Raw genomic sequence first — 26,539 nt, forward strand, 5'->3', positions numbered from 1 at the left:
CCGAACAGTGCACAACAGGGCAATGCGAATCCGAGACCACAATCATCCAGTTCCACCAGGAGGACAAATTGTCGTTCGCGCAGTTGCTCGATGCGATCAGTCGACTCACAACGCGTGATCCCGGTGCCGTTGCATACGAACACGAAGGGGTCGGGGTCACCTGGGTAGACCTCGACACGCGCCTGGGTTTGCTGGCCGCACCGTTGGCGGATCGGGGATTGGGCCCGACCGAGGTGTTGTCGGTTGCCATCTCCGGCTTGTCTCCGACGATTGCCGCGGCGGACGGTGCACTGGCGAGGGCCGTCGGGGAGGTGGTGGCGGTGGCAGAGGCGGAGTCCGCGGTGACCGCGACCGCGACCCTGCCGGATCTGTTCGAAGCTCAGGTGGCGGCCACCCCTGATGCGGTGGCGCTCATCTGCGATGAGACAACGTGGACCTATGCCGAGTTCGATCGGCGGGTGAACCGGCTGGCCCGCCATCTCATCGGAATCGGTGTCGGGCCGGAAATCCCGGTGGTGATGGGTGTTCGACGCTCACCGGACATGATGGTGGCGATCTACGCGATCGTGAAGGCCGGCGGCGCCTACGTGCCGGTCGATCCGGATCATCCCGCGGCGCGTGTAGCGGAGGTCATCTCTTCGGTCGCCCCGCTCTGTGTCGTCGCCCGGGATGTTGACGGTCTGACGGTTCCGGCCGGAGTGCGTGTGGTCGATCCGGATCTGCTGGATCTGTCGGTTCACGACGACGGCCCGATCGCCGACTCGGAGCGCCGGACGCCGCTGCGGGCGGACAACCCGGCGTACGTGATCTTCACCTCCGGGTCGACCGGACGTCCCAAAGGCGTTGTGGTGTCGCACCGCTCGGTCGGGGAGTTCCTGTCTCGGCGGCAGCAGGTCTACGGGGTCGGACCGTCCGATTGCATGTTGCAGAAGACCCCGGTGACGTTCGACGCCGCGGTGCGTGAACTGTGGTGGCCATTGGTCAGCGGAGCGCGCCTGGCGATCGCCACCGCCGACGGGCAGCGGGACCCGCGATACCTCGCCGCCGCAGTCGATCGTCACGGCGTGACGGTGATGCATTTCGTGCCGTCGATGCTGGCGGTGTTCGTCGACGCGCTGCAACCGGGAGAGGGGCAATCCCTCCGTGAGATCCTCAGCGGCGGAGAGCAATTGACGTCGCATCTCCTCGGTCAGATCCGCGCCAAACTGGATGCCTCGGTGAGCAATGAGTATGGCCCCACCGAGTTCACGGTGTCGGGCACCCGGTATGCGAGCGCCGACGACGATCTGTCGCGACCGGTGGTTGCCATCGGCACCCCGTACCCGGGTCTGCGCGCTCACCTGCTCGACCGCCGACTCCGGGAGGTCCCACCGGGCATTCCGGGTGAGATCTATCTCGCGGGTCCGCAGATCACGAGGGGGTACGTGGGCCGTCCGGACCTGACCGCCGCACGTTACGTGGCCGATCCCGCGGGTTCGGCGGGCGAGGTGATGTACCGGACCGGTGACGAGGCCCGGCGACGACCCAACGGTGATCTGGAGTACTTGGGACGCACGGACTTCCAGGTGAAGTTGCGTGGGTTCCGGATCGAACTGGGTGAGGTCGAGACGGTACTCGCCCGGGTGACCGGGGCGGTCCGAACCGTGGTCGTGGTCAATACGGACGACTCGGGTTTCGAACGACTGATCGGCTATGTCGTCCGTCCGACCTCGGATGTCGAAGACATCGAAGCGGTGCGGAGACACCTGGCAGAGTTCCTGCCGGACTATATGATTCCGGCCACGATCATCGCGCTCGACGAGCTGCCGTTGACCGCACACGGGAAGCTCGACCGCAAAGCACTGCCGCAACCGCACGCCGCCAGATCGACCACCCCGTACCGGGAGCCGAGCACATCGACCGAGATCGCGGTCGCCGCCGTCTTCTCGGAAGTCCTCGGTGTGGAACGGGTGGGTGCGGACGACTCGTTCTTCGACGTCGGTGGAAACTCGTTGTCTGCCACGCGGGTCGTGGCCCGGGTCAATTCCATGCTCAACTCGGATATCGGCCTGGCCGAACTGTTCAAGAACCCGACCGTGACCGGCTTCGCCGTCGTGGGCGAATCGGCGGCGGGCACGGTCGATCGCCCACGCCTGGAACCCCGAGCGCGCCCTGATCATCCGCCGCTGTCGCTGGCCCAGTCCCGAATGTGGTTCATCAATCAATTCGACACCTCCTCGCCCGCATACAATCTGCCGTTGGCGGTGCGGTTGACCGGCACGGTCGATCTCGACCTCATCGCGAATGCGGTCCGGGGTGTCATCGAGCGCCATGAGTCATTGCGCACTGTTTTTCCGTCGGGTGAAGACGGACCGTGGCAGCAGGTTCTCCACCCGACCCAGGTCGATCTCGCCCTCGACCCGATCGACGTCGCCGACGAGGAAGAACTGCGGAGCCGGTTGGCAGCGTTGGCATCTCAGGGTTTCGACGTGACCGCTCAGGTTCCGGTTCGACCGGCCATCTTCCGGCTCGGACCGACCTCGCACGTGCTGGTCCTGGTGTTGCATCACATCGCGGCCGACGGTGCGTCCATGTCGCCGCTGGCGCGGGATCTGGTCACCGCATACCTGGGGTGTTCGGACGATGACGGCCCGCAGTGGGAGCCGCTTCCCGTGCAGTACGCCGATTATGCTCTCTGGCAACATGAACTGCTCGGGTCGGAGTCTGATCCGGACTCGCTGGTATCGCGGCAGATCTCCTATTGGACCGATGCCCTGGCGGACATACCTGCGGTACTCGAGCTTCCGGCCGATCGGCCGCGGCCCGGCCGCCCCTCGATGCTCGGCGGTCGTACGGAGTTCACCATCGACGGTGCCCTGCACCAGCAGATCGCCGCGGTGGCGCGGGAGCGCGGCACCACGGAGTTCAGTGTGCTCCACACGGCGTTCGCGCTGACGCTCTCGGTGCTGTCCGGGATGGACGACATCGTCATCGGGACACCGATCGAAGGCCGCGGAGAACGCGAACTGGACGGGCTCGTCGGCATGTTCGTCAACACCCTCGCGCTGCGCACCAGGATCAAACCAGGGGCCACGTTCGCAGAATTGTTGCGGTCCACCGCCGACTCCGACCTCGGCGCCCTGGCCCATGCTGATGTTCCGTTCGAGCGGTTGGTGGAAGTGCTTGCGCCAGAGCGCACCACCGCATACACCCCGATCTTCCAGGTCACGCTGGCCCTGCAGAACAACGAACCCCCGGTCCTGGATGCGCCGGATCTGTCGATCGCCGAGTATGACAGCGGTGTCACGTTTGCCAAGTTCGATCTGCAGCTGGCGCTGAACCCGACGAATGCGGGCGGCCTGGCGGGGTTGTTTGTCTACGCAACGGACCTCTTCGACCAGGCATCGATCCAGAAACTCGCCGAGCGCTTCGTTCGGATCCTGAATCAGGTTGTCGCGCAGCCCGACGTCATCGTCGGACGGATCGGCGTACTTTCTGATTCCGAGATCGCGGAATTGTGTCCGGTTGTGGGCCGGGCGGGTGAGACTCCGGTCACGCTCGGCGAACTTCTTCATTCCGCAGCGAGCGTCGATGAGAATGCGGCTGCGGTGATCTGTGACGACGAGGTCCACAGCTACCGTGAACTCGACCGACGGTCGAGCGCGCTGGCGCAGATCTTGATCTCCGAAGGAGCTCGCGCCGATCAGTTCGTCCCACTGGCACTTCCGCGTTCATTCGACGAACAGGTCGGACTGTGGGCGGTGGTCAAATCTGGCGCCGCGTTTGTTCCTGTGGACCCGGCCTACCCGCGGGAGCGCATCGAGCACATGATCGCCGACTCCGGAGCGGCAATCGGCGTCACCCTCGCAGAACATCGCTCGCAGCTGCCCGATTCGGTGCGATGGGTGGTCCTGGACGACCCGGAGACCCGGCAGGTGCTTGACGAAGCGGTGGCAACAGACGGTGGCATCCCGACTCGCTTGTCACCGCAGCGCATCGACAATGCGGCGTACATGATCTACACCTCGGGCTCGACCGGAGTGCCCAAGGGCGTGGTGGTCACGCACCGGGCCATGGCGAACTTCGCCGCCGAACTGCGAGAGCGATACTCGGTGACCTCGCAGGCCCGGGTCCTGCATCTCTCGTCGCCGAGCTTCGACGCGGCGATGCTCGAATTGCTGTTCGCGGCGTCGGCCGGGGCCGCCCTGGTGATCGTGCCGCCCGGGGTTTACGGCGGCGACGAGTTGTCCCGGGTGATCACCGAGGCCTCGGTGACTCACGCGATCATCACGCCGGCTGCGTTGGCCACCGTCAACGCCGGCGAAGCCGATTCGCTTCGGGAGTTGGTGGTCGGCGGCGAGGCCGTGCCCGAGGGTCTGATGAGGGATTGGGCGCCGGGCCGGCACTTCTACAACGGCTACGGCCCGACCGAGACCATCATCATGGTGACCATGTCGCGGCGGTTGCAGCCCGATGACGCCATGACCATCGGCGGCCCGATCCGCGGTGTCGAGGCGATGGTTCTCGACCGGAGCCTACGTCCGGTACCGGTCGGGGTCAGCGGTGAGCTATACATCAGCGGACTGCAGATGGCCCGTGGATACCACTGCCGGGCGGGGTTGACCAGTGATCGGTTCGTGGCGAACCCGTTCGGCGATGGCGGGACCCGGATGTACCGAACCGGTGACGTCGTGCGGTGGATGAGTGATCCCGCAGGGGAAGCGAACCTGGAGTATCTGGGCCGCAGTGACTTCCAGGTGAAGGTGCGCGGGTTCCGGATCGAACTCGGTGAGATCGACGCAGTTCTGCAGAGCCACAAGACCATCGATTTCGTGGTGACCCAGGGGCGCACCGGGCCGACGGGCACGACGGTCCTGGTGTCGACGGTCGTTCCGGTCAAAGGCTTTACCGTCGACACCGACGAGCTGCTGCGACATGCCGCCGAGTCCCTTCCCGAGTACATGGTCCCGTCCGTTGTCATGGTGCTCGATTCGGTACCGATGACGGTGAACGGCAAGCTCGACCGGGCAGCCCTGCCGGAACCCGACTTCGCGGCCATCGCGACCAAATCGTATGTCGCGCCGTCCTCGGTGCTCGAAGAGATCCTGGCCGGTGTGTTCGCGGAGGTGCTGGGGGTGCCGAGGGTCGGCGTGACCGACTCCTTCTTCGCGCTCGGCGGCGACAGCATCGTGTCCATCCAGCTCGTTTCGCGGGTCAAGGCCGCGGGTGTCCAGATCACCGCGCGAGATGTGTTCGAGCGCAAGACAGTTGCCGGATTGGCCGAAGTGGCCGTTCTACAGTCTGCGGACATGACACCGGTGCTCGAGGAGCTCGACGGAGGTGGGGTCGGCGAGATGCCGCTGACCCCGGTCATGCATTGGGCTCTCGAGCGTGGAATGGGTGATCGCTTCTCGCAGGCGGTGATGCTCACATTGCCGGTGGGAATTGATCACTCCACGCTCGTTGCGACACTCCAGCGGGTTGTCGACAGCCATGACATGCTTCGCGCCCATCTTGTTGCCGCGGAGGCGGCGGCTCCGAAGCTGGTGGTCGCCGAGGTCGGTGGAATCGAGGTGGAACCGGCGATCACAAGGGTGGAGTTCGACGCCGACGCGAGGCCGTCATCCGAGGGCTTCGCCGCACTCGCACGCACGGCTCTCGATGAGGCCGCGGACCGGCTCGATCCTGCCGGAGGCGCCTTGGCCCGGTTCGTATGGTTCGAACCGGCCGCGGGTGTCGACGGAAACGGACGCCTGCTGCTGGTGCTGCATCACCTCGCGGTCGATGGGATCTCCTGGCGGGTACTGGTTCCCGCGTTGGCCGGTGCCTGGGCCGAACTGACGGCTGATGTGACCCTCGACCTCGGCGCAGAGGTGACATCGATGCGGCGGTGGTCCCATGCGTTGACCGCGCAGGCGACCGACCCGGGGCGCATCGGGGAACTGCCCTACTGGCAGTCGATGTCCAATCCCGTCGAATCAGCCATCGGTGCACGTGTTCTCGACCCGGCGACCGACACCATGCGGACCGCACAGAAGCATTCGGTCACCCTGCCCGAGGAACTGACCGAGGCGTTGACCACCGCGGTTCCGCGCGCATACAGAGCAGGCGTCCAAGATGGTCTGCTGGCCGCGCTCGCGCTGGCGATTGCCGCCTGGCGCCGTGACCGCGGCGTCGCCGAGGAGCGGGCCCCGTTCGGGATCACTCTCGAGGGCCACGGCCGCGAAGAGAGTGTGGCCCCGGGCGCGGACCTGTCGAAGACCGTCGGCTGGTTCACCACGGTGTATCCGATCCGCCTGGACATCGGTGGTGTGGACATCGACGAGGCGTTGGCAGGTGGCACCGCGGCAGGCGGGGTGATCAAGGTGGTCAAGGAGACCCTGAGATCGGTCCCCGACAACGGGATCGGCTACGGCCTTCTGCGCTACCTGAACGCCGAGACCGGGCCGGTTCTCGCGGCAGCGTCCGACCCGCAGGTCAGTTTCAACTATCTGGGGCGGTTCGGTGGTCAAGAGATCACCGACGAGATGATCGGGCACGGTTGGGTTCCGGTGGTCGAGGGCCAGAACCTCGGTGGTGCGACCGATCCCGACATGTCGCTCGGCGCCGCGATCGACGTCAACGTGTCGGTGCTCGGTGGTGGAACACTGTCCACAACATTCACCTACGCCGCGAATTTGTTCACCGAACACGAGATCGTTGCTCTGGCCGAGCACTGGACCACCGCGGTCTCGGCCATTGCCCGCCACGCCACACAACCCGACGCGGGCGGATTGACTCCCTCCGACCTGACCCTGCTGACTGCGACCCAGGCGCAACTGGATTCACTGGAGAAGGGCCACCCCGGCATCGCTGACGTGTGGCCGCTTTCGCCGTTGCAGCACGGAATGCTGTTCCATGCGTTGATGGCTCGCGAATCGACGTCGGTGGTCGATGTGTATGTCGCGCAGTTCGTACTCGGTCTCGACGGGCTGCTCGATGTCGAACGGCTCGGCCGGGCCTGCAATGCGCTGCTGGAGCGGCATCAGAGTATGCGGTCCACCTTCGTCATCGACGAAGACCTGGGCGCGGTCGCGCTGGTTCGCACCGATCTGAACGTTGTTGTCGAGGTTCATGATCTGACGACGATCGACGACGCCGAAAGGGCTGCCGAGCGCGACCGGATCTTGTCTGCCGACCGGGCGACCGGTTTCGACATGTCGGCGGGCCCACTGATCAGACTCGCCGCACTGCGCTTGGCCTCAGATCGCTGGGATGTGGTCATCACCAATCATCATGCGATTCTTGATGGTTGGTCGACGCCACTCGTGCTCCGCGAGTTGATGGTGCTCTATGCCACCGATGCCGACCAATCGTCGATGCCTGCCACCCGCCCGTACAGCCTCTACCTGCATTGGTTGCAGCAGCAGGACCGCGCCGCCTCGACGGCGGCCTGGCAGCGGGCACTGTCCGACGTCGACGGACCGACGTTGCTGTCACCGCAGTCACGAGGCCGTGACCATGCCACGGTGCCGGGCGTGGTCAGACGTGAACTCACCGCCCACGAGACGCAGCAGGCCGCTGCACTCGCCGGCCGACTGGGCGTCACGATGAACACCCTGGTGCAGGGTGCCTGGGCAATCGTGCTGAGCGCCATGACGAACCGTACCGACGTGGTCTTCGGATCAACCGTCTCCGGCCGGCCTCCGTCGATCACCGGCGTGGAGTCGATGATCGGTCTGTTCATCAACACTGTGCCGGTGGCGGTCCGGGTCGACAACGCCCTCGACGTGGCCGGGTTCCTGCAGCGGTTGCAGAGCGCTTCGTCGGACATGCTCGACCACCAGTACCTGGGGCTGGCGGACATCCATCGCCACGGTGGCACCGGGGCGGTCTTCGACACCGCGGTCCTCTACGAGTCCTATCCCGTGGACAGTGCCGGGGTCGGCGGTGGTGTGGACATCGCCGGTGTCCGGCTGCGCGATGTGGAATCCGCTGCCGCCAGCCACTTTCCGTTGTCGATCGTGGCGGCGAACACCGATCGCCTGCACTTCGCCGCCAAGTTCGCGCGCGAGAGTTTCACCGAGGCCGTCGCCGACTCGCACCTCGATCGACTGCTGCGGGTGCTCAGGTCGTTCATCGCTGATCCGGCAGCGAGACTGGCCGCGCTCGATCCCACCTCGCCAGAGGAACGAACCGCGGTGCTCCGGTGGAATCCGTCACCGGAACCGATCGGGGACCGGACGCTGGTCGACCTCTTCGAGGACCAGGTTGCCCGAACACCCCACGCCACCGCACTCATCGGCGAGGACGAGGTCCTGACCTACGCCGAGTTCGACGCTCGCGTCAACCGGCTCGCCAGATTGCTGATCGGGCACGGAGTCGGCCCCGAGAAGCGGGTCGCGCTTGTCATCGAGCGGTCGACGGAATTGATGATCGCGATCTATGCCGTCGCGAAGGCAGGTGCCGCGTACGTCCCGGTCGACGTCGACGCCCCGCCGGAGCGCATCGAACACATGATGCGCGCGGCGGCAACGATGTTGACCCTCACCACCTCGAAGCGACCACTGGACGTCCTCGGCGACAGTCCGGTCCTCGAGATCGATTCGCTGGCAGATGAACTTGCGCGCCACGCCGATGCGCCGATCGATGCTCTCGAACGGCACTCGCCGCTGCGCTCCGAACATCTGGCCTACGTGGTGTTCACGTCCGGGTCAACCGGCCTGCCCAAGGGGGTCGAGGTCACCCACGGCTCCGTGGTGAACATGGTGCAGTGGCGGCAATCGGTCTATCGGCTCGGGGCCGATGATCGGCTTCTCCAGAAGACGCCGTTCACCTTTGACGCGTCGGTGCGCGAGCTGTGGTGGCCCCTGACGCACGGCGCGGCGCTGGTGATCGCGACCCCGGATGGCCATCGCGATCCGCGCTACCTCGCCGAGGCGGTATCGCGCCATCGGATCACCGCAATGCACTTTGTCCCCTCGATGCTCGACGTCTTTCTCTCCGCCGTCGAACCAGACGAGATCTCGGCGTTGCGAATGGTCTTCTGCGGCGGTGAAGCACTGTCGGTGACGTCCCTGAACCGTTTCCGGTCGATGTCGAACGCGTCGCTACACAATGAGTACGGGCCGACCGAGTCGACGGTGACCTCCACCCGACTGCAGACCACCGCCGACGACGTCTTGCACGGATCGGTGGGTATCGGGTTCCCGGTGGCGAATGTGGTCGCGCGCGTGCTCGATCAGGCGCTGCGCGAAGCTCCGCCGGGTGCGGTGGGAGAGCTCTATCTCGGCGGTGTTCAGCTTTCGCGCGGGTATGCCTCGAAGCCGGTGCTGACCGCGGAGCGTTTTGTTGCCGATCCGCAGGGAGAGCCCGGTGCGAGGCTCTATCGCACAGGCGATCTGGCGATGCGTCGATCAGATGGAACCCTCGACTACCTCGGCCGGGCCGATCTGCAGGTCAAGCTTCGCGGCATCCGAATCGAACTCGGCGAGATCGAGGGTGTACTTGCCTCCGACGACCGGATTCGGCATTGCGCCGTGGCGCTCAAGACAAGTCCGCAGGGTGTTGATCGGCTCGTCGCCTACGTGGTCCCGGAGACCACGGGGAGTGAACCGGAGGATCTGCTCGAACGTGCACGAGCGGTGTTGCCTGCGGCCTTGGTCCCATCGGCGGTTGTCGTCCTGACCGAACTGCCGCTCACCGTCAACGGCAAACTCGACCGGCGCGCCCTTCCCGATCCGCAGTTCGGCAGTGCGGCAGCCGAATATCGGGCGCCGGTCACCGTGCACGAAGAGATGGTGGCTGCGGTCTTCGGTGAGGTGTTGGGCCTCGAACGGGTGTCCGTCGACGACCGGTTCTTCGACATCGGCGGTGACTCGTTGATCGCGACCCGGGTCATCGCCCGCCTCAACGCCGCAGGCGATGCGCGACTGGGGCTGCGCGATCTGTTCGAGGATTCGTCGGTCGCCGGACTGGCCTCCCGACTCGGCCGCAGCGCGGGAGAAGGGCGATCGCGGACACCGCTGATCGCCACCGTGCGACCGGCCGCGATCCCGCTCTCACTCGCGCAGCAGCGGATGTGGTTCCTGAATCAGTTCGACACCGCCTCACCGGTCTACAACATCCCGGTCGCGATCAGGCTCACCGGAAGCCTCGACATCGATGTCCTCACGGCGGCGTTGCTCGATGTGCTCGATCGACACGAATCGCTGCGTACGGTATTCCCCGATTCCGAATCCGGACCACACCAGCACATTCTCGATGTGGTCGATGCAGACATCGATGTCGCCCGGATCAATTGCGGTGAAGACGACCTCCCGATCCGGATGATCGAGTTCTTCTCGCAGGGGTTCGATGTCGCGAAACGTATTCCGTTGCGGGTTGCGCTGATCGAGTTCGGTCTCGATGAGCACGTGCTGTTGATGTCGATCCATCACATCGCCTCCGACGGAGCATCTCGCGCTCCGCTGGCCAGGGACCTGGTCACCGCCTACGTCGCGCGTATGCAGGGCGGGGCGCCTGCATGGGTGCCTCTGGCGGTGCAGTACGCCGACTTCAGCGTCTGGCAACGGAACTGGCTCGGTTCCATCGACGACCCGGCATCGGCTGCGACCGAGCAACTGGATTTCTGGCGGACCGAGCTCGCCGACCTGCCGACGGTGCTCGAACTGCCCACCACGTACCCACGTCCACCGGTGCAGTCGTTCCGGGCGGGCACCGTCGACTTCACGGTTGACGCGGCGACCAGGGCCGGCCTCAGCAAAATCGGCACCGACAGTGGTGCAACACTTTTCATGACCGTTCATGCCTGCCTGGTGGTGCTGTTGTCTCGGCTCAGCGGTGGTGACGACATCGCGGTGGCGACCCCGGTCGCCGGGCGTGGCGAACGTGAACTCGACGACCTGATCGGGATGTTCGTGAACACCCTGGTGTTGCGAACCCGCACCGATCCCGATCTGCGCTTCATCGATCTGCTGCAACAGGTGCGCGAGTCCGACCTGGCTGCATTCAGTCATTCCGAGTTGCCGTTTGAACAGCTGGTCGAGGCCCTGAACCCGGAACGTTCCCGGTCGCACTCACCGTTGGCCCAGGTGGCGCTGGCGTTCCAGAACGTCGAACGGGCTGAGCTGAACCTCCCCGATCTGGTCATCAAGCCGGTCGAATCCGGCTTGGAGACAGCGAAATTCGACCTCCAGCTGATGATGATCGAGCGTGACACCGAGGACGGTCCCGCGCTGGACGCGACGCTCACCTATGCGGCCGACCTGTTCGATCCGGCGGCCGCGAAACGTTTCACCGACTACTTCGTGCGAGTGTGTCGCGCCGTGGCCGATGACACCACGGTGACCGTCGGAGCCCTCGAACTTCTCGACGGGGCCGAACGCAGAGAAGTGGTGCCCTATTGCGCGGGTCCGGATCCGGAGCCGATGACGCTTGACGCCCTCATCTCGCGGGGCGCCGACTTGTACCCGGATATGCCCGCCGTTCTCGAGGACGATCGGTCGGTCACCTATCGCGAACTCGATACCGAGTCGAATCGTCTTGCCCGCATGCTCATCGAGCGCGGTGCCGGGCGCGAGGAGTTCCTTGCGGTCGCGCTTCCGCGGTCCATCGAGTGGGTCACCACGGTGTGGGCGATCGGAAAGGCGGGTGCGGCTTTCGTCCCACTCGACTCGTCGTACCCGATGTCGAGGATGCAGTTCATCGTCGCCGATGCCGGGGCACGGTTCGGTATCACGACCGCACAGTTCCGGGACTCGTTGCCGGACGACATCGAGTGGCTGGTTCTCGATGATCCCTCGACGCTGCAGGAACTCGAGCACCTGTCGAGCGCGCCACTGGCCGATGCCGATCGCATCGCGGCGTCGGTCGACAATGTGGCGTACACCATCTACACCTCGGGTTCGACCGGGAAACCAAAGGGCGTGGTCGCCACGCACCGCGGCCTGTCCGGTGTTTTCGAAGCCATAAAGAAGCGGGTCACCCGTGGTGATACGGCGGTCCGTACCGCCCTGTTCTCCTCGCCGGGATTCGACGGCGCGATCTTCGACCTGCTGCTCGGCGCGAGTGGCGGCAACACGATGGTTGTCGTCCCGCCGGGGGTCTACGGCGGCCGAGAATTGGCAGGCCTGCTGCAGGACAAGGCCGTTGAGATGGCGTTCATTCCGCCTGCCGCGTTGGCCACGGTTGATCCGACTGGTCTGGACACCTACCGAACCGTGGTCCTCGGCGGTGAGACAACACCGCCGGAGCTGATCGAGGCATGGGCCGAAGGCCGGGATGTACTCAACATGTACGGCCCGACCGAGACAACCATCATCTGCACGGTCAGCGTTCCGTTGCGCCGCGATCGCCCGGTCGACATCGGAGCGCCGTTCCGGGGTATGCAGGCCGTTGTGCTGGACTCCCGGCTGCGCCCGGTGCCTGTCGGTGTCAATGGTGAGCTCTACATGATCGGCGGCGGACTGGCCAGGGGATACCAGAACCGCGCCGGCTTGAGCGCAGGAACCTTTGTCGCGAATCCCTTTGGCCCTGAGGGTAGCCGGATGTATCGGACGGGCGATGTTGTCCGCTGGGTGATCAACGACGACGAGTACGTGATCGACTACATCGGCCGGGTGGATTTCCAACTCAAAATTCGCGGATTCCGGATCGAGTTGACTGAAATCGACTCCGTGCTGACGCGTCATCCGGATGTCGGGGTGTCGACAACCGTGGATGTGCGGACTCCCAGCGGATCGGTGGCGTTGGTCGCCTATGTCACGAGCACCACCGGAGTGGCCCTCGATCCGCAGGAATTGCGGTCGCACGCGCGGCGAGAGTTGCCTTCGCACATGGTGCCCGCCGCGTTCGTCGAGCTCGACTCGATGCCACTGACCACCAACGGTAAGACCGATCGCCGGGCGCTTCCGGCGCCGGTATGGGAGACCGACGGGGAATTCCAGATTCCGCGGACACCGGTCGAGGAGATAGTCGCCGGAGTCATTGCCGACGTCCTCGGTGTCGAACGGGTCTCCAGCGATGCGGACTTCTTCGAGTTGGGCGGGAACTCACTGTCGGCGACCCGCGTCGTCGCCCGGGTCAACCAGGCCCTCGACGTCGAACTCGGGGTTCGGACGATCTTCGACGCTCCGACAGTGTCCGGAATCGCCGCCGCCGCATCGGTTGCGACCAAGCGTGAGTCCGGTCATCCACCGCTCACGCGACGGACTCGGCCGGCCCGGATCCCGTTGTCGATGGCGCAGCAACGGATGTGGTTCCTCAACCAGTTCGACACCACGTCGGCGGCCTACAACATCCCGATGGCGGTCAGGTTGACCGGAGCGCTCGACCTCGACGCGCTGCGTGTCGCGATGGATGACGTTCTGGCCCGCCACGAATCGCTGCGAACGGTGTTTCCCTCCGGTCCAGAGGGTCCCGAACAGCGGGTGTTGTCCGTGGTCGACGCCGGGGTGTCGCTGACAACCGTGGAGGTTTCCGAAGACGAGGTGATCGCAGCGGCGATTGCGTTCGGTCGACAGGGATTCGACGTCACCGAGTCGGTGCCGTTGCGTGCCGCACTGTTCTCCATCGATCCCGACGACAATGTACTCGTCGTGGTGGTGCACCACATCAGTGCCGACGGCGCATCGATGGCACCGCTCGCCCAGGACGTGATGTTGGCGTATCTGTCACGTGCGCAACAGGGAAGCGATCCCGATTGGCAGCCGATGCCCGTGCAGTACGCGGACTTCAGTCTGTGGCAACAAGAGGTGCTCGGCTCCGAAACCGACACCGAATCGGTGATCTCCCGGCAAATAGCCTACTGGCGTGAGGCTTTGGCCGATCTTCCAGATGTGCTCGAACTGCCGACGGATCGACCTCGGCCGCCGGTGCAATCCACCACCGGGCAGCGGTTGCCGTTCTCGGTTCCGGCGGAGCTCGCGAAGGCGGTCGAAGGCATCGCCCGGAACACCGGTACCACCACGTTCATGGTGCTGCAGACGGCATTTGCGGTGTTGCTCGCCCGGATCTCCGGGTCCGGCGACATCGCCATGGGTACCGCGATCGCCGGGCGGGGTGAGCAGGCGCTCGACCGATTGGTGGGGATGTTCGTCAACACGCTGGTGCTGCGGACCACCGTGGAAGGCGATGCCACGTTCGCACAGACGCTCGCTGCGGTACGCGACGCGGATCTCGGTGCTTTCTCCCACGCCGACGTGCCGTTCGAGCGGGTGGTCGAGGTTCTCAATCCGCAGCGGTCCACCGCGTATGCGCCGTTGGCGCAGGTGTCGTTCGGTTTCGAGAACGTCGACCGTCCTGCACTCGAACTGCCGGATCTGAGTATCACCCCGCTCCCGGTCGAATTGTTCGAGGTGAAGTACGACCTGGAACTCTCGCTGTCGCCCAAGGTCGACATCGATGGCGCGCAGTCGGGATATTCAGGTGTATTCGCTTATTCCACAGCCCTGTTCGACCGGTCGACCATTGCCGCGTTGAGCGAACGGTTCCTTCGGCTACTGGCAACCGCCGTTGCCCAACCAGACCTGAGGGTCGGCGACATCGATCTCTTCGACGATCGCGAGCGGGCGCTGGTCCTCCACGAACTCAACGACACCGCCAGACCGGTGCAAGAACGCGTACTGACCGACTTCCTCGCTGCCGCAGTCGATGTGGAACCGCAGGCTCCGGCCGTCACGTTCGAGGACGTCACCCTCGACTATGCGTCGTTCACCGCCCGGGTCAACGCACTGGCCCGACTGCTGATCTCACAGGGCGTCGGACCAGAGGTGACCGTGGTCGTCGCGGTGCGCCGGTCGATCGAGATGATGGTCGCGATCCACGCTGTGATGGTGGCAGGCGGCGTGTACGTGCCCGTTGACCCGGATCAGCCGCGGGTGCGGATCGCCGAGATCGTCGAGCAGGCCGCACCGGGCTGCGTGCTGACCAACGCGCAGGACCTGATGGAACCGGTTGCTGACCACCCGCTCATCGAGATCGACCGGGTGGACCTGTCGGGTTTCGGTGGCGAGCCGTTGGACGAATCCGAACTACGTGCTCCGCTACGCCCGCAGAACTCTGCATACGTGATCTTCACCTCGGGCTCGACCGGCAAACCCAAGGGTGTGGTGGTGAGCCATGCGGCCGCGGCGAATCAGATCCGATGGATGGCGGCCACGTTGGAGTGCTCCGCCGACGACACCTTCCTCCAGAAGACCCCGCTGGTGTTCGACGCGTCGATTTGGGAGTTGTTCGTGCCGTTCGCATGTGGCGGACATCTGGTCATCGCCAGACCCGACGGTCACCGGGATCCGGAATACCTGATCGAGATCGTCCGCCGGTGGAATGTGGCCCTACTCGATTTCGTTCCTTCGATGCTGGCACTCCTGGTGAACGAGAAGCGTTCGATGTTGCCGGAATCGGTCCGCGGTCTCGCGGTCGGTGGCGAAGCCCTGCCGGAGTCGCTGGCACAGAGAGTCCTCGACCACGGCACGGCATTCCTCGACAATCAATACGGACCCACCGAGGCCACGATCACCGCGACGCAGCATCGGGTCGACGGCACGGAATCGGGCGCGATGCCGATCGGGACCCCGGTATGGAACACCCGGGCCTACGTACTCGATGCCCGCCTGCGGCCGGTGGTGCCGGGAACCGGAGGTGAGCTGTATCTTGCCGGAATCCAGTTGGCCCGCGGCTATCTGGGGCGGTCAGACCTCACTGCAGATCGGTTTGTGGCCGATCCGCTCGGTGATCCGGGCGCGGTCATGTACCGCACCGGCGACCTGGCGCGGATCGATCGGCTCGGCAGGCTCGAATACCTGGGACGAACCGACCACCAGATCAAGATCCGGGGTCTGCGGATCGAGCTCGGTGAGATCGAGGCGGTGCTCGCTCGGCACGACTCGATCGGGCAGGCTGCGGTCCTGGCTGTCCAGAGTGAGCACGGACGCAGACTCTGCGCCTATGTGACGCCCGCCGGCGGCGCCGCGATCGACGTGGCCACCCTGCGCACTGCGATCGCCGCAGCGTTGCCGGACTACATGGTCCCCGATTCGTTCACGGTGCTCGACAGCATGCCGATCTCGGCCAACGGAAAGTTCGATCGCAAGGCGTTGCCCGAGCCTGTTTTCAACGTGGAGAGCGCTGCCTTTGTGGCACCCGCCTCGGACGCCGAAGTCAAGATCGCTGCGGTGTTCTCCGAAGTGCTCGGCCGGGACCGGGTGAGCGCCGTGGAGTCATTCTTTGCCCTCGGCGGCGACAGCATCATGTCGATCCAGCTGGTATCCCGCGCGAAGGCGCTCGGTATCGGTCTGACCGCACGAGATGTGTTCGAACACAAGACCGTTGCCGCGCTGGCGACGGTGGCGACGGATCTCGCAGACGATCAGCGGGACACGATCGCCGAACTTCCCGGTGGCGGTGTGGGGGAGCTGCCCCTGACACCGATCATGGCCGCGTTCGGATCCGCACCCGGCGGGCACAAGCGTTTCTCGCAGTCGAATTTCGTCACCCTGCCGCACGGCATCGATCAGACGACCATCGAATTGGTGGTCGATGCGGTGGTATCGCATCACGATGCACTGCGGCTGCGGTGGGTGCGCGGTGACGACGGCACAGTGGGGCATCTGCGTGTCGAGGAACCGCAACCCGAACAGGGTCGGTCGATCCTGCATCGGGTCCGGTTCGAAAGTCTGCCCGGTACAGACGATTTCGAGGCCCTGGTGCAGGACGAGTTCAGCTCGGCCGCCGACCGATTGGATCCTGAGGCAGGAATCGTCGCTCAGTTCGTTTGGTTCGATCCGGCCGCCGAATTGCGCACCAATGGCCGCCTGTTGATCGTGATCCACCATCTGGCGGTCGACGGTGTCTCCTGGCGCGTCCTGTTACCTGATCTGGCTGCGGCCTGGGGAGGCATCCTGGCAGGTGACGGGCCCAGGCTGCAGCCGGTGGGTACGTCGCTGCGCAGATGGGCGCACGGGCTGGCCGAGATGGCGAACAATCCTGACCGGGTGGCCGAATTGGGCTTCTGGCGCACCGTGATCGACGTGGACGACCCGCTGCTGGGGCAGCGGGCCCCCGACCCCGCATCCGACACGGTCGGAACGACCGAGCGCGTGCGGTTCGAGCTCTCGGAGGAAGCGACGCGAGCGTTGATCACCGCGGTCCCAGAGGCCTTCGGTGGCAGCGTCAACGACGGACTGCTGGCGGGATTCGCGTTGGCTCTGGCGAAGTGGAGGTCGAGGCGGGGCCGGTCGGCCGACCACGTCTACCTGCAACTGGAGGGCCACGGTCGTGAGGAGCGGGCATTGCCGGGGGCCGAGATCGGCCGCACGGTCGGCTGGTTCACGACGGCATATCCACTCCGACTCGATCTGGCCGGACTCGATGTCGACGGCGCGCTGGCCGGCGGTGACGATCTCGGCCGAATGATCAAGGCAACCAAGGAAAATCTCCGATCCGCACCCGACAACGGCATCGGCTGGGGTCTGCTGAGGTATCTCAACGACCAGACGGCCGCAGAGCTGACCGGACCGGAGCCACAGATCAGCTTCAACTACCTCGGCCGCACATCTGCGATCGAGTTCACCGACGAGATGAGGGAGATCGGCTGGGTTCCGGCCCGCGACGGCGGTGAACTGGGATCGTCGCTCGACCCGGACATGCCGGTCCCCGCTCTGGAGATCAACGCTGTCGTGTCCGAGCGCGAAGGCGCGGAACGACTGTCGGCAGCCATCGACTTCCCCGTGGGTTTGTTCACCCGGACCGAGGTCGGGGAGTTGGCTGCGGGGTGGTCGGCGGCACTCGAGCAGGTCGCCCGGTACGCGTCCGCACCAGGGGCAGGTGGCCGGACGCCGTCCGACTTCGGTCTGGTCACGCTGACGCAAGGTGGGATCGAGTCGCTGGAACGAGCGTTCCCGGATCTCGAAGACATCTGGCCGCTCTCACCACTGCAGCGGGGCATGCACTTTCACGCCTCCCTCGCCGAGGGGGCGGTGGACGTGTACTCGGCGCAGATGTCGCTCCACCTGGCCGGAACCGTCGACCCAGAGCGACTGCGCCGCAGTGCACGGGCATTGATCGCACGTCATCAGGCCTTCCGTACCGCCTTTGTCACCGACGAGACCGGACAGACCGTGCAAGTCGTCCTCGATGACGTTGACATCCCTTGGCGCACAGTGGATTGCACGGATCCTCTGGGTGCCGGGGTCGAGCGGACCCGGGACGAGCTGGCGGCCGCTGATCTACGGGCGTCCTTCGACATGGAGAAGCCGCCGTTGATGCGGTTCACGCTGCTCCGAACCGCCGCCGATCGGTACGAACTGTTGGTCACCAATCACCACATCGTGATCGACGGTTGGTCGACACCACTGGTCATCAAGGAACTGCTCGTCCTGTATGCGACCGGAGGCGACGCCTCGGTCCTGCCTGCGCCACGCTCGTACCGTGACTTCCTGTCGTGGCTGGCGGGACGGAAGCCGGAGGAATCGCGGCAGGCCTGGGTCGATGCCCTTGGCGGTGTCGAAGGGCCGACGCTGCTGATCTCCGGTGATCGCGGTCGCAGGCAACACGAAGGTGTCGCAGAACTCCATGCGAGCATCACCGAAGAGACCATGACGATGCTTCAAGCGCGGTCAAGGGCGCTCGGTGTCACGCCGAACACGTTTGTGCAGACCGCCTGGGCGATCGTGCTGAACGCGTTGACCGGACGATCCGATTGCGTTTTCGGAGCGACGGTTTCAGGGCGACCCGCCGATGTGGCGGGCGTCGAGTCCATGATCGGGTTGTTCATCAACACGATTCCGGTTCGGGTGCGGGTCAAGGCCTCGGAGACGGTCGATCAACTGCTCGCCAGGGTGCAGGTCGAGCAGTCGACATTGCTCGATCATCAGCACATGGGGTTGGCCGACATCCAACGGGCGGTGGGCGAGGCCGCGCAGTTCGACACGTTGGCCGTCTTCGAGTCATTCCCCGTCGACATGGCCGGTGCCACAGCCGAGACCGACATCGCCGGAATGCGGGTGACCGGGTTCAGCGGACAGGACGCCGCCCATTATCCGGTCACCTTGACCGCCAGCATGCGCGGAGCCCTGAAGTTCAAGTTCAGCTATTCGCCCGAATTGGTCGACGAGCCCACCATGGGGCGCATCTGCGCGCGGCTCCTCGCCGCACTGACGGCCCTGATCACCGCGCCCGACGTTGCGGTCGGAGCGATAGATCTGCTCTCCGGTGACGAACGCGCGCAATTGCAGCAGGTCAGTGGCGCACCCGCCGAACCCGCTGTGGTTCTGCCCCAGATGCTCGCCGCAGCGGTTCAGGCTGCCGGAACAGAGTCCATCGCCCTGGTCCTCGGTGACAGACGAGTCACCTACGGAGAGCTCGATCGCTGGTCGAATCGCCTTGCGCGGGAGCTCATCGCGCTCGGAGTCGGCCCCGAGGTCACAGTTGCCTCGGCGCTGCCGCGTTCGGTGTACTCGAACCTGGCGCTGTGGGCGGTCGCGAAGGCCGGCGGTGTCCTGGTCCCGATGGATCCGGCCTACCCGGCCGACCGCATCGAGCACATGGTCCGTGATTCGGGTGCCCGGATCGGTTTGACGATCGAGGCTCACCGCACCGACCTGCCTGCCGCCACCGAGTGGTTCGTTCTCGACGATCAGCAGTTCGAGATGCAGTGCTCGACGCGACCCGACGAGCCCCTCCTGCCGGAAGAACGTCCGCGTGCGCTGCAGATCGACAACGCCGCCTACATGATCTACACGTCCGGATCGACCGGCCTGCCCAAGGGCGTGGTGATGTCGCACGCGGGTCTGGCGAACTTCGCCGCCGAGCAAGCCGAACGGTACGCGTTGACCAAACAGTCACGGGCGCTACATTTTTCGTCACCCAGCTTCGACGCGTCGATGCTGGAGTTGTTACTTGTGGTCCCGGTGGGTGCGGTGCTGGTGATCGTGCCTCCGGGTGTCTATGGTGGCGACGAACTCGCGACGATCATCGCAGAGCACCGGGTCACGCACGCGTTCATCACACCGGCCGCCCTGGCGACGCTCGATCCCGCGGGGCTGGACAGTCTGCAACACCTGGTGGTCGGCGGTGAGGCCGTGCCGAACCGGTTGGTCGAGATCTGGGGACCGGATCGGCAGTTCTACATCGGCTACGGCCCGACCGAGACCCAGATCATGGTGACGATCAGCGATCGGATACTCCCCGGTGACCGACCCACGATCGGTGGCCCGATCCGCGGTGTGTCGGCTTCGATACGGGATGGGTTCCTGCGCCCGGTGCCGGTCGGTGCGCCCGGTGAGTTGTACATCTCCGGGATACAACTGGCACGTGGCTATCACGCCAGGAGCGGGTTGAGCGCAGAGCGTTTCGTCGCCGACCCCGCTGATCCCGGTCGGCGGATGTATCGAACCGGAGACGTGGTCCGTTGGGTACCAACACCATCCGGCGCGCTCGAGGTCGAATACATCGGCCGCAGCGACTTCCAGGTCAAGGTGCGCGGTTTCCGCATCGAACTGGGGGAAATCGACGCGGTCCTCGCCGAGCACGATTCGGTCGAGTTCGTCACGACCCAGGGCGTTCAAGGTCCGTCGGGGGCAACGATGTTGGTCTCGTACGTGGTGGCCTCCGCGGGCGCCACGGTGGGTTCGTCGGCGCTGATCACGTTCGCAGGCCGATCGCTGCCCGCGCACATGGTGCCTGCGGTGGTGATGGTGCTCGACGAGATGCCGCTGACCGTCAATGGAAAGGTCGACCGAAAGGCATTGCCGCAACCGACCTTCGAGGAGTCGGCCCAGGAGTATGTCGCACCGAGTACGCCAACCGAGGAGATCCTGGCCGCCGTGTTCGCCGATGTCCTTGGTGTCGAACGGGTCGGTGTCACCGACTCCTTCTTCTCCCTCGGTGGCGACAGCATCATCTCGATCCAACTGGTATCCCGCGCCAAGGCGGCCGGTGTCCTGATCTCGGCGCGCAACATATTCGAGCACAAGACCGTCGCCGATATTGCCCGGGTGGCGACCATGAGCACCGACGCGGCGGTCACGGTTCTCGAAGAGCTGCCGGGCGGTGGCATCGGTGAGATGCCCGCAACTCCGATCGTGCGATGGATGATCGAGCGAGGTGGCGGGCACAACCGCCTGATCATGCCGCTGTATGTGGCGCTGCCCGACTCCATCGACCACGCACAACTCGTGGACACGCTCGCCGCGGTCGTCGATCACCACGACATGCTCAGGGCCTCGCTCTCATACGAGGACAACACGATCACTGTCCGGGATCGTCAGGTGCTCGATATCGCAGGCATGATCGAACGCGTCGAGTTCGGCGCTTCGGCAGCTCCCGGGACGCCTGCGTTCGCCGAATTGGTCGAACCTGCCTTCGATCGTGCGGCTGCCCAACTGGATGTGGCCCGGGGGCAGGTGTTGCGGCTGGTATGGCTGCAACCCGGACCCGATGTGTCCGGTGGTGGCCGGTTGTTGATCGTCGCCCATCACCTGGTCGTCGACGGTGTGTCCTGGCGGGTTCTGGTCGAAGATCTGGTGACGGCATGGCAGGCGGTTTCGCAGGACCAGCCGCCGCAGCTGAAACCGGTCGGTACCTCCATGCGTCGCTGGGCGCACGCACTGTCGGAACAATCCGCCGATCCGGACCGGGTCGCCGAACTCGGCTTCTGGACGAATCTGCTGGAACAGGGCAGCGCCGATATCGGCGGGCGTCCGCTCGATCCGGCGCTGGACGTGTTCGGCACCGTGGAATCGGTGAAGCTACAACTGCCCGAGCATGTGACCGACGCGCTTCTCACCACGGTCCCAAGGGTTTTCGGTGGTGGGGTCAACGACGGTCTGCTGGCCGTCCTCGCGATCGCATCGATTGCCTGGCTACGCGACCGCGGGGTCCAGACCGACGCGACCACGATCAAACTCGAGGGCCATGGACGCGAGGAAGAGGTCGTCGCCGGAGCCGACCTGTCGCGGACGGTGGGATGGTTCACCACCATGTTCCCGCTGGGGCTGGATCTGACCGGCGTCGACATCGATGACGCGCTGGCAGGTGGGCCCGCGGTTGCCGATGCCGTGAAATCGATCAAGGAACAACTCGTGGCGGTACCCGACAGGGGCATCGGCTACGGGATGCTGCGATACCTGAATCCAGATACCGCGCAACAGTTGTCGGCCTATCCGCAACCCGCGATCGGGTTCAACTATCTCGGCCGGATCGGTACCGAGAGCGCGCCGGGTGTCGTCGGATGGTTGCCGGCGCCGAGCGGTGAACTCACCGCATCGGCAGGCCCGGATCCGGACATGCCGGTGGCCGCCGCCATCGACATCAACGCCGCGGTGACCGGCGATCGGCTCGAGGCGACGTTCGCCTTCCCGAACACACTGCTGCGCGAGTCCGAGGTGCGATCGCTCACCGATTTGTGGACGCGGGCCGCGAAAGCCGTTGCCGAGTGGTCGTCGAGTGCGTCCGGCCGGGTGTTCACACCGTCGGATCTGCCGCTGGTGAATCTCGATCAGCGCGCCGTCGACATGCTTGCGGTCGACTATCCGTCGATGACCGACGTGTGGTCGCTGTCGCCGTTGCAACGTGGGATGTTGTTCCACGCCAGGCTCGCCGAGGGTTCGCTCGACGTGTACACCTCGCAGGTGATCCTTCGATTGGGGGGCACCGTTGACATCGGTCGGTTGCGCGCGGCAGCTGCGGCGCTGCTCGATCGCCATCCGAATCTGCGTGCCGCGTTCCGCGATGATCTCTCCGACGAGGCCGTCGCGGTCGTCGTCGAATCCGCCGTGGCTCCGTTCGCAGAGCATGATCTGCGTGCCGATCCCGATGCCGAGGACGTCCGTGCTGCGATCCTCGACGAAGACAGGAATCGCCGATTCGAGATGCACGCGCCACCGCTGATGCGGTTCACGGCGATTCGGCTCGGTGCCGATCGGGTCGACTTCGTGATGACGAGCCACCACATCCTCCTCGACGGCTGGTCCATGCCGCTGATACTGCGTGAGCTGTTCACGCTGTACGCCACCAGCGGCGATGCCACGGTGCTGCCGGCGCCCCGTTCATACCGGGGGTTCCTGCAGTGGCTTGCCGGCCGGGATCTGGCGGCGTCGGTGGAACATTGGGCCGCGGCGTTGTCCGAGGTCACCGAACCCACATTGCTGGCGCCGGCAAATCGAGCCCGCGAGCAGCAGAGCATGCCCGGTGAGATGCTCCTCGAGATCAGTCCGGAGCGGACGACGGAGCTCGACGCGGTCGCCAAACGCCTTGGGGTGACGATGAACACGGTCGTCCAGGCGGCCTGGGGTCTGGTGCTGTCGCGACTGACCGGCCGGGACGACGTGGTGTTCGGCGCCACCGTTTCGGGTCGGCCAGGGCACCTCGAGGGTGTGGAGTCGATGATCGGCCTGTTCATCAACACACTGCCCGTCCGGGCCCGGATCAACAGGTCCGAGACCCTCGCCGACTTCCTGGTGCGGTTGCAGGTCGAGCAGTCCGAACTGGTCGAACACCACTACGTGGGGTTGCCGGTGATCGCCGGACGCGTCGGGCCCGGAGCCGGTTTCGACACGCTGACGGTCTTCGAGTCCTACCCGGTCGATGCCGTGGCATCAGGCTCGGTCACCGACATCGACGGTTTGCGGGTGCTCGATGTCTCCGGTGTGGACGCGAACAACTTCCCCCTGTCGCTGTTCATCACTGCTGGCGACCGAGTGCGCCTGCAGGCGAAGTTCCTCGCCGATGTGTTCACCCACGACGAAGTCGATGTCATCCTGGCGCGGGTTGATCACATGCTCGCCCAGATCGCCGCTCAGCCCGATGTCCTGGTCGGCCGGGTCGACGTGCTGGTCCCGGCCGAGTGCGAGCAACTCGCGGAGTTCAACGCAACCGAGGTCGATGTTCCGGACCGCACTCTGGTCGATCTGTTCGATGCACAGGTGCTCCGCACCCCGGACGCCGACGCCCTCGTCTTCGAAGGCGAGGTGTTGAGTTACGCCGAATTCGATTCCCGCGCAAACCGTCTCGCGCGCCATCTCATCGGGATGGGTGTCGGGCCCGAATCGAAGGTCGCCATCGCAATGCGGCGGTCACTGGACCTGCTGGTGGGGATGTACGGGATCATCAAAGCCGGGGCGGCATACGTCCCGATCGACCCCGACCACCCGGCGGAGCGGACCACCTACGTTCTGCAGATCGCGGATCCGGTGTGTGTGCTGACCACCGTCGGTGACGGAATCGACATCTCGGCGGATTTCGCGGTCGTCGAGATCGACACCCTTGATCTCTCCGATCTGCCGGCCGGCCCGGTCACCGACGTCGACCGCATCGCGTCACTGCGGCCCGGCAACACCGCATACGTCATGTTCACCTCGGGTTCCACCGGAAAGCCGAAGGGTGTCGTCATCACCCATCGCGCGATCGTCAACCAGTTGCTGTGGAAGCAATCCGAGTACCGGCTCGGGACCGACGATGTGGTGTTGCAGCAGATAGCGATGACGTTCGACGTGTCGGTCTGGGAGTTCTTCTGGGGACTGCAGAATGGCGCCACCCTGGTGATCGCCAAACCCGACGGACACAAGGACATGCGCTATCTGGCTGCGCTCATCGAGCAGTACGGGATCACGACAGCAACTTTCGTCCCGTCGCCGTTGGGAGTGTTCGTGGCCGAGGCGGAGCCGTCCACGCTGCGCACCCTGCGCCATGCGTTCGTGATCGGAGAGGCGCTGCCGCCGGAGACCGCGGAGCGCTTCCGTGAACTGTGTTCGGCGAGCCTGAACAACATGTACGGTCCGACCGAAGCGGCAGTCAGCGTGACGAATTGGCAAGTCGGACCGGCAGATACCCAGACGGTTCCCATCGGTGTCCCACAGTGGAACGTCACCGCCCACGTGCTCGACTCCGGTCTGCGACCGACCCCGGCCGGTGTGGCCGGTGAGCTGTATCTCGGTGGTACGCAGCTGGCACGTGGCTATCTGCAACGGCCGGGGATCACCTGCGACCGGTTTGTCGCCGATCCGTTCGGGCAGCCGGGGGAGCGGATGTACCGGACCGGCGACCTGGTGCGCCGCCGTGCCGACGGGGCTCTGGAATACATCGGACGCACCGACTTCCAGGTCAAACTGCGCGGCCAGCGTATCGAACTCGAAGAGATCGAATCGGCGGTGCTGGCCTATACCCCGATTCGCCAGAGCGCGGTGCTGGTACACAAGGATCCGCGGACCGGGGACCACCTGATCGCCTACGTGATCGCGCACCGGGGCGCCGACCTCGACACTGAACAGTTGCGAGCCGTTGTGGGTCGTTCGCTGCCGAAGTACATGGTGCCCGATGCGGTTGTCGTGCTCGACGAGTTCCCGCTGAACCCGAGTGGCAAGCTGGACCGGAAACAGTTGCCGCTACCCGAGTTCCATCGGACCGGAGAGTACGTGGCGCCGGCCACCGAGACCGAACGCATCGTCGCGGACGTACTGGCCGAGGTTCTGGGGCTCGAAAGGGTGTCGGCGGACGCGTCGTTCTTCGATCTCGGCGGTAACTCACTGTCGGCCACCCGCCTGGTCTCACGGCTGACCGATGATCTTGGAACACCGATGTCGTTGCGCGCGATCTTCATGGATCCGACCGTGGCCGGGATCGCGGCGAGTGCCGAATCCGGAAGTGGTTCGCAGGCGGGTGTATTCGATGTCGTCCTGCCGATACGCGAACGCGGCGACCAGACTCCTCTGTTCTGCATCCACCCGGTGCTCGGGCTGGCCTGGGCGTATCGGGGGCTGATCGACGCAGTGGATCCCGCGATCCCGATCTATGGTGTCCAGTCACCGGCGGCGACCGGTCAGTGGAATCCGGAATCGGTCGAGGAGATAGCGGCCAGATATGCCGATGAGATCCGCACGATCCGGCCCGATGGTCCCTACCGGTTGCTGGGTTGGTCGCTCGGTGGCGTGATCGCTCACGCGGTCGCGGCACGATTGCAGGACGAGGGGCAGCAGGTCGAGATGCTCGTGATGTTCGACAGCTTCCCGGGGGAGTCGGCCAAAGTCCTCGGCGAGGAGGGTGTCGCACCCAGCGAGATCATCGCCGGCCTGGGACTGCCCGCCGAGATGGGGGTCGATCCGGTTCTGGATTCTCCCGAGATCGTCGCCGGGAAACTTCGGGAGGTCGGCGGTCCGGCATTTGCAGATGTCACCGCGGAGTGGCTCGAGACGATGATCGCGACGGCCACCCAATCCATGACGTTGATGCGCCGCTATGAACCGCGGACCGTCGACGGCGATCTCCTGCTGTTCACGGCGGGCTCGGGGCGCGACGACGACACCATCGCACCGCGCGCATGGCAAGGCGCCGTGTCGGGAGAGGTGGTTCACCACAGCGTCGAGGCCACGCACTGGGCGATGATGAGCGCGGATGCGCTCGCAGAGGCGGGCCCGATGTTGGCAGAGTTCCTCACCAACAGGTCGAGTAGTGTTGACCGGTGATGGTCGATCCGATGGGCCTGGGTGACGGAGCAAGTCAGAGCGGGGTCTTCTGCACCAGATCCGGCTAACAACAAGGTCCGACAGAACGACAAACAGGCGACATCACTCTCGGTGCATCCGGA

1 protein-coding gene is annotated in these 26,539 nt (G+C 65.3%); it reads left to right on the plus strand.

Annotated elements, in window-relative coordinates:
• The first annotated feature begins 68 nt into the window (after window positions 1-68).
• The gene (locus AC56PL_RS03110; RefSeq protein WP_497152990.1) at window positions 69-26,417 is read left to right on the plus strand and encodes a non-ribosomal peptide synthase/polyketide synthase; all 26,349 of its coding nucleotides are present in this window, start codon (window positions 69-71) and stop codon (window positions 26,415-26,417) included.
• Window positions 26,418-26,539 lie beyond the last annotated feature (122 nt).

The organism is Williamsia sp. Y721 (genome assembly GCF_059683565.1).